Origin of the sequence: Corynebacterium sp. HMSC08F01 (genome assembly GCF_001807545.1) — a bacterium.
Taxonomy (GTDB): Bacteria; Actinomycetota; Actinomycetes; order Mycobacteriales; family Mycobacteriaceae; genus Corynebacterium; species Corynebacterium coyleae.
In genome coordinates this window covers 52,448-59,402 of the sequence record NZ_KV789327.1, presented here as the reverse complement: position 1 = coordinate 59,402, position 6,955 = coordinate 52,448, and the positions used below count along the sequence as shown (strand labels likewise).

Genomic DNA, 6,955 nt, shown 5'->3' with positions numbered 1-6,955 from the left:
GTCAATATCGTCACGCTTCTCACCAGGCTTAATCGTGACCTTGGTGCTGACCTGACCCGGCTCCGACGGCACGTTATCCCCAGGCTCGTACACGACCGTGTAGTCACCCGGTTTCACATTGATATTCCAGTTGCCGTCCTCGTCCGTGACCGTACGAGCAACTGCCTTACCGGACGCGTCCTTGAGAACCACCTTTACACCGGGAACGCCCTGCGTTTCGTCTTCGTCCTGGATTCCGTCTTTGTTCTTATCAATCCAGACCTTGTCGCCCACTGAGCCCAGTTCACAGTCGCACGGCTCCTCACCTTCTGGCATCTTGAACCACGTTTGTGCAATGTCGGCCGTGACAATAGGCGGGTTCGCGGATGTCAGCATCGCGCGGTGGTGGAGCTTGTCGCCTCCCCACTTGGCATCCGAGCAGGGTTTGTCTTTGTCGTAAACATTCTGCTCGAATTCGAAGATGGTCCCGGTGGGGAGCCAAAATTCGCCTGTCGCCGTGTTTTTATCAAAGGGCCAGTCAAATTTCTGTCCCCAAACGGTGTTGGGATTTAATTTCTCAAAGCCTGCTTTGTAGTTTGCGTCGAGAGCTTGGGACGAAACGTCACCCTGAGTCATGCCCGATTTTTCACCGCTGAATGTGTCACCGTTAGGCAGCGTGAATGTAACACGCGGCGCACCCCTGAGCTCCAGGTTTCCATTCAACGAACCGAGGTACATTTCAGCCATCCATTGGCCATAACCTCCGCCCTGGAGACGGTGCCGTCCGTGTGCGATGCCTGCACACGTGTCAGAATCGTTGGGATCTGTCGTCAACCACGAGTTTTCATGCTCCCAGATAACCCGGGGGCTAATCGTCGTCTCCACGTAAGTAGCAGCCGTGACCAGGGCTCCTGCAGGAATATCTGCTTTCAACTTCGCTTGAATCTCCGCAGTAAAGCTGTCTTCTGCTGCGTTGATATCAAACTCAATCTTGTAGCCGTCGCCACCGCCGATCTTATTGCCGTCTTGATCGGTGTAAACACCATCGTCGGCCCTGACTTTCTCAATACTCTTAAACGGACGTGTTTGACCGCTAGCCCACTTGAAGTCGTCCGCAGTGGGTTCTTCCAAGACTGTATTGGGGGTCGCAGCCCAAACCCACACCGTCATCGTGAGAATGTCAGACGCACCACGCTGTTTTAGCTCGTAATCAGGATCATCCTGGTCGGGGAGTGGCTTCGGTGCCTTAGCCTCGCCTCCAATGGTGTAGATGTAGCTCCCATCGGATTGCATTGTTTCCGGCTTGAAGGTCTCAAAAATCGCCTTCGTTTCTTGGACCGGATCGGGCTTTTCCCCATAGTTTCGCTCGATATCCTGCTGGACCCACGCACCCGCGGTCTGCGGCACCGCTACTCCGCCGACGCCCAGCGCTACTGCGCTCAGTAGCGCCACAACGTTGCGACGCACACGGCCTTTCCTCGTAGTGAACTTCTCGCTCATTTCTACCTCCACCATGAGCAACATATTTTCGCCATACGCTGCCCCAACACCGAGGCAGACTTGTGAAGAACCCTACGTCAGGCTTGACAAACGCTGCCAGCGTTTATGGAGAAATTCACCTAAATTTCAGGAACAGCCCCCTGAAGCACCCCCCAAAAGAAATTGGCGGAGACGAGGGGATTTGAACCCCTGGAGGGATAAACCTCGCCGGTTTTCAAGACCGGTGCATTCGGCCGCTCTGCCACGTCTCCTCGTCGCAAAGCAAGTGCGACGCACATACTTTACAACACGACGCGCGCTGCTCAATCTCGGTAGCCTGGCCGCATGAAAGCGATCACACTTATCGACGACACCAACCCCCGCTCCCTCGAACTCACCGAAGTGGACTCCCCGCAACTGCAGGATGGGGAGGTGCTGGTCAGGGTCACGGCGGCGGGCGTGAACCGTGGCGACATCGTCCAGGCCGAAGGTAAGTATCCGCCGCCGAAGGGTGAGTCGGAGATTATTGGCCTGGAGTGCGCTGGCGTGATCGAGGACCCGGGCACCACCGGCCGCAAAAAGGGCGAAGAGGTGGGCTGTCTGCTGGCGGGTGGCGGCTACGCCGAATACGTCGCGGTGCCGGAGGGCCAGCTCACGCCGAAGCCTGCGAACCTCACGTTGGAGGAAACCGCCGGCGTGGTGGAGGCGGCCTGCACGGTGTGGTCGAACCTGGGCATGCTCGCCGGCATCCAGGAAGGCGACAACGTGCTGATCCACGGCGGCGCGGGCGGCATCGGCTCGTTCGCCATCCAGTTGTGCAAGGCGCTGGGCTGCACCGTCGCCGTCACTGCGGGCAGCCAGGAGAAGCTCGACTACTGCAAGGGCCTCGGCGCGGACGTCCTTATTAACTACAAGGAGCAGGACTTCGACGAGGAACTCAAGGCCTGGGCGGACGTGATCCTCGACGTGGTTGGCGGGCCGTACCTGGAGCAGAACATCAAGGCGCTCAACACCGACGGCCGCCTCGTGGTCATCGCGGTGCAGGGCGGGCCGAAGGGCACGCTATCGCTTGGCCGGATGATGCCGAGGCGCCTGTCGGTCCACGCCACCACGCTGCGCGCCCGGCCGCGTCCGATGAAGGCGGAGATTGTCGCCTCGACGGTGAAGAACGTCTGGCCGCTCATCGAATCGGGTCAGATCAAACCCAACATCACCGCCACGTTCCCCCTCGCCGACGCCGCCAAGGCCCACGACCACATGGATTCCGGCGACAACACCGGAAAAATCCTTTTGATCGCGTAACCGAGCGGAGCGAGGCTACGCCAGCGAGGCGACTGTGCGTACCAACTGCTCGATGTCGTTCTGGGTATTAAAGGGCGACATGGCGATGGTGACGGCGCCGCCCATGTCGGCGACGCCCATGTCGTCGAGAAGCTGTGTCTGCGTCGTCTGAGCAGCCACAATACCGTGCGCAACCAGGCGATTCAGCACGGTCTCCGACGGCACGCCTCGCACACCGAACGCCAGGCGCGGGATGCGCTCCACACGGGCGTCCTCCGCCGCCTCGCCCGTCACACCAACAATGTGCACCGCAGGCAGCGTGCCCAAAAACGTATGCAGATCATCCCGCAGCCCGTTCAAGTACGCGGCGGTCTCCCCCATCGAATACTTCAAGCGATTGCGTCTCGACGACCTCCCCGCCGCCCCCTCAACCAACGACGCATAATGCTCCACCACAGCCGGCACACCACCAGCAAGACCAGGCGACACCTCCAACTCGAGAGCCTCACGGTCCAAACGCTTAAACATCGCCGCGTCACGGAAAATCAACGCCGCGATCTCCGGGCCACCAAACTGGGCCATGTCCACCGCAGCGATATCGGCACCCCACGCATCCAAATCCAACGGACGGTACGGGGCGTACGCCGACGCATCCACAAGCACCCACGCCCGGGACTTCTCACGCACCGCCTCCACAATGTCCGCAACGCCCACAACGTTGCCCAACTCCGGATGCGCCGCCGGCACCGACACCAAACGCGTCGACCCGTCCGCAATGTCGCGGTACTGCCACGCCGGCAAATCGCCGGTAGCCAGATCGGCCTGCGCCCAGGTCGTCGATACGCCAGCGCGCTGCAAACGCCCCGACAACACCGGACGATCCACCGGATTCAGCACCATCGACGAGTTATGCCGCAACATCGGACGCATCGCCGACACCAACGCCGAATACAACGCCGGAACACTCGGCCCCAACACCACCTGCTCCGGCATCACCCCAGCCAAATCCGCAATAGCGACCCGCGCCGCCTTCGGATACTCCACCCCCTCCGGCAAACCAACATCCGACCGGGAATGCGACCCCAACACCGGCTCCGGCGGCGGCACCGACGCAGCATTACGGAAACTCCGCGCAACCGCCCCCGCAACCTTCTCCGGCACCTGTGGCGACACATGCGCATTCAGATACGTCCAACCGCCACCCAACGACCCGTACAGCCCACGGACCCCCCACACGTCATAAGCCACGGCAGACCTCCTTCACGCAAGAACGCCCCTAATTATGCACGCACGTCCGACACAGCGCACACCGCCAGCTCGGGAGCACGAAACATGTGCACTAGGGTGAACTGCGTGCATAACGTAGAACAACTGCGCGATGACGTCGCCCGGATGACCAGCGCCCCTGGCGAAAACACCCCGCCATCAACATCCAAAACATTCCGGCGGGCATTCGACGACCTCATCCGCGGCTGGGGCCAACACGAACTCTGGCTCCAACTCGGCTGGCAAGACATCAAACAACGCTACCGACGCTCCACGCTCGGCCCCCTCTGGATCACCATCGCCACCGGTGTGATGTCGCTCGCCCTCGGCCTGCTGTACTCCATGCTGTTCCAAATCGACGTCGCCGAATTCCTCCCACACGTCACCGTCGGCTTCATCGTCTGGGGCTTCATCTCCGGCTGCATCAAAGACGGCGCGAACGTCTTCATCGAAAACGAAGGCCTGATCAAACAGCTCCCCTCCGCCCTGTCGGTCCACATCTACCGGCTCGTGTGGCGCCAAACGCTGTTCCTCGCCCACAACATGGTCATTTGGGTGATCCTGGCGCTGATCTTCCGCATCCCCATCACCCTGAACACACTCCTATTCATCCCGGGTATGGCCCTGTTGCTGGTCAACGGCGTGTGGGTCGCCATGTTCTTTGGCATGGTGGCCACCCGCTTCCGCGACGTCGCCCCACTGCTCGAAGCCCTCGTCCAACTCCTGTTCTACGTCACCCCAATCGTATGGACGACGAGGACGCTGAAGGACCAGGGTGGTGTCGTCGAAAAGCGTGCAATGCTCGCCGAAATCAACCCCCTGTTCCACTACCTCGAAATCGTCAGAGCACCGCTTATCGACGACCCCGTCGCCGCCTACCACTGGCTCATCGTCATCGCCTGCACCATCGTCGGCGTACTCATCACCCTGCTGGCCATGAAACAGTGGCGCTTCCGCGTGCCGTACTGGGTCTAGGAGTTACACATGGTTTCCATCGACACCTACAACGCCTGCGTCGACTTCCCCATCTTCGACGCCAAATCCCGCTCCCTGAAAAAGGCCATGATGTCCTCGGCCGGCGGCAAAATCGGCCAGAACGCCTCCAACACCGTCGTCGTCGAAGCACTCCGCGACATCAACCTGCATTTAAGGGAGGGAGACCGCGTCGGCCTCGTCGGCCACAACGGCGCAGGTAAAACCACCTTGTTGCGACTGCTGTCCGGCATCTACGAACCGACCCGCGGCGTCGCCGACGTGCGCGGCCGCGTCGCCCCCGTCTTCGACCTCGGCGTCGGCATGGACCCCGAAATCTCCGGCTACGAAAACATCATCATCCGCGGCCTGTTCCTTGGCCAGACCCGCAAACAGATGAAAGCCAAAATGGACGACATCGCCGAATTCTCCGAACTCGGCGACTACCTCTCCATGCCCCTGCGCACCTACTCCACCGGCATGCGCGTCCGCCTGGCGTTGGGCGTGGTCACCTCCATCGAACCCGAGATCCTGCTTCTCGACGAAGGCATCGGCGCCGTCGACGCCGCCTTCATGTCCAAAGCCCGCGTGAGGTTGGCCGAAATGGTCGAGCGCTCCGGCATCCTCGTGTTCGCCTCCCACTCCAACGACTTCCTGGCGCAGCTCTGCAACACCGCGCTGTGGGTGGACAAGGGCGAAATTAGGGAGGCCGGCCTGGTTGCCGACGTCGTCCGCGCCTACGAAGGCCCCGAAGCCGGCGACCACGTCGCAGAACTGGTGCAGCGCTTCCACGGGTAGGTGTTGGTTGGGCCCTCCAGCCTCCCGCTCGGCCGGTCGGCTGACAAAGTCCGGCGGAATCTGTCAGTCAGCCGCATACTTGCAGGTCAGAAATCGCCCCTGACAGATTTTGTAAAATTTGTCAGGGACGTCCGTCTCCAGATCCCTCAACGCCCGGCGAGCACCTCAGTGATCAACGCCGTCAGTAGGTCAACGAATTTGTGCACGTTGGCGGAGGTGAACCGGAGCACCCTCCAACCGGCGATGGTGAGCCCCGAGTTGATGTCAGCATCCTTGTGCCATTGAGTGGCGGAGTTGTGGTGGGCCCCGTCGTACATAATGCCGATCTTCAGCTCTGGAATGGCCAGGTCAAACCTCGTGAGGATCTTCTTACCCCTGTAGACAGCCACCTGTTCTTCTAGCTCGAGCCCCAGCTTGGAACACACCATTTGGGCAAGTAGGCGGATTTCGGTTTCCTTCGGAGAATCCGCCAGACTGCTTGATTCCGCTAGGGCCCGCGCAACCCACCTTTGGTCGATGATTCCAGGGCTGGCTTGGAGGATCGATAGTGGTTCAACACCGAGGTAACGCTGCACGCAGTCGAGGAGCGTGATTGCTTCAACTATGTCGAGGCTGTGCCCGGCTAACGTCCTCGGCTGCTGCGCCTTAGCCATTTTGCGAATCTCTTTCAGCGCCTGGACTGTGGCAGCCGCGGGGCTGGCAACGCGTAGCGGATAGCTGCCGTTTTTGACGTCCCACACTTCAGTTTTTCTACATCCGCGTCGGACGATTGAGGGGCGGTGGATGTTGCCTTGTCGGTTGCGTTCGGCGGAAGGGTTCATTAGCACGGTGTCTTTCCCTTCGACCAGGTAGGGCAGCCCATATAGGGCCAACGCGCTGTATCCAAGCACCACCGAGCTTGGGTTCTCGATTCCATGGGCAGCCGCGCGGTAAGCAATGGGTGTTTGATAAATGATGCCTTTAGGGTGGCGGCGGGCGTCGGATTGAGCGGTGTCGAATGGGCGTTGGAGGCCGGCTTGGATGTGGAAGTGTTGGCTGATGCGGACGGTTTTCAGCCCTTGTGGGAGGTGTGCCACGTAGAAGAGGCCGTGGGTTGGTCCGACACTCATGCCGTTTCGTAGGTTGGTCATGGTTATTAGACGCAAGAACGACGGTTTGGGATCCCTCGGGCACAATAAAT

6 protein-coding genes and 1 tRNA gene are annotated in these 6,955 nt (G+C 60.4%); 3 read left to right on the top strand and 4 right to left on the bottom strand.

The genetic code is table 11. From position 1 onward, the window contains the following. Together HMPREF3171_RS11115 and HMPREF3171_RS11110 are read right to left on the bottom strand one after the other, a co-directional pair. On the bottom strand, positions 1-1,479 hold a 1,479-nt coding region (locus HMPREF3171_RS11115; RefSeq protein WP_168161904.1), incomplete at its 3' end, for an SdrD B-like domain-containing protein. Between the two features lie 163 nt (positions 1,480-1,642). Next, positions 1,643-1,730: transfer RNA gene (locus HMPREF3171_RS11110), tRNA-Ser, on the bottom strand. A 73-nt stretch (positions 1,731-1,803) separates the two neighbouring features. Between HMPREF3171_RS11110 and HMPREF3171_RS11105 the strand changes: the two genes are divergently transcribed. Next, positions 1,804-2,760: an NAD(P)H-quinone oxidoreductase gene (locus HMPREF3171_RS11105; protein WP_070484968.1), complete on the top strand. Its 957-nt coding sequence runs from the start codon at positions 1,804-1,806 to the stop codon at positions 2,758-2,760. 15 nt (positions 2,761-2,775) lie between these two features. On the opposite strand, the gene HMPREF3171_RS11100 is transcribed toward HMPREF3171_RS11105, so the two are convergent. Continuing rightward, positions 2,776-3,987 carry an aminotransferase class V-fold PLP-dependent enzyme gene (locus HMPREF3171_RS11100; RefSeq protein WP_070484967.1) on the bottom strand — a complete coding sequence of 404 codons (1,212 nt, stop codon included), beginning with the start codon at positions 3,985-3,987 and terminating at the stop codon, positions 2,776-2,778. Between the two features lie 84 nt (positions 3,988-4,071). Here HMPREF3171_RS11100 and wzm point away from each other — a divergent pair, with 84 nt between their 5' ends. Next, positions 4,072-4,980 carry a galactan export ABC transporter permease subunit Wzm/RfbD gene (wzm, locus tag HMPREF3171_RS11095; protein ID WP_070484966.1) on the top strand — a complete coding sequence of 303 codons (909 nt, stop codon included), beginning with the start codon at positions 4,072-4,074 and terminating at the stop codon, positions 4,978-4,980. A gap of 9 nt (positions 4,981-4,989) precedes the next feature. Further along, the gene (wzt, locus tag HMPREF3171_RS11090) at positions 4,990-5,775 is read left to right on the top strand and encodes a galactan export ABC transporter ATP-binding subunit Wzt/RfbE (protein WP_070422008.1); all 786 of its coding nucleotides are present in this window, start codon (positions 4,990-4,992) and stop codon (positions 5,773-5,775) included. Between the two features lie 146 nt (positions 5,776-5,921). Here the strand turns inward: wzt and HMPREF3171_RS11085 are convergent, their stop codons facing one another. Continuing rightward, on the bottom strand, positions 5,922-6,884 hold the full coding sequence (locus HMPREF3171_RS11085; RefSeq protein ID WP_070484965.1) for a DUF559 domain-containing protein: 963 nt from the start codon (positions 6,882-6,884) through the stop codon (positions 5,922-5,924). Positions 6,885-6,955: the final 71 nt, after the last annotated feature.

Coding starts and splice junctions, on each gene's coding strand:
- HMPREF3171_RS11105 (WP_070484968.1), top strand. CDS start 1,804: ATGAAAGCGATCACACTTATCGACGACACCAACCCCCGCTCCCTCGAA.
- wzm (WP_070484966.1), top strand. CDS start 4,072: ATGTGCACTAGGGTGAACTGCGTGCATAACGTAGAACAACTGCGCGAT.
- wzt (WP_070422008.1), top strand. CDS start 4,990: ATGGTTTCCATCGACACCTACAACGCCTGCGTCGACTTCCCCATCTTC.
- HMPREF3171_RS11085 (WP_070484965.1), bottom strand. CDS start 6,884: ATGAGTGTCGGACCAACCCACGGCCTCTTCTACGTGGCACACCTCCCA.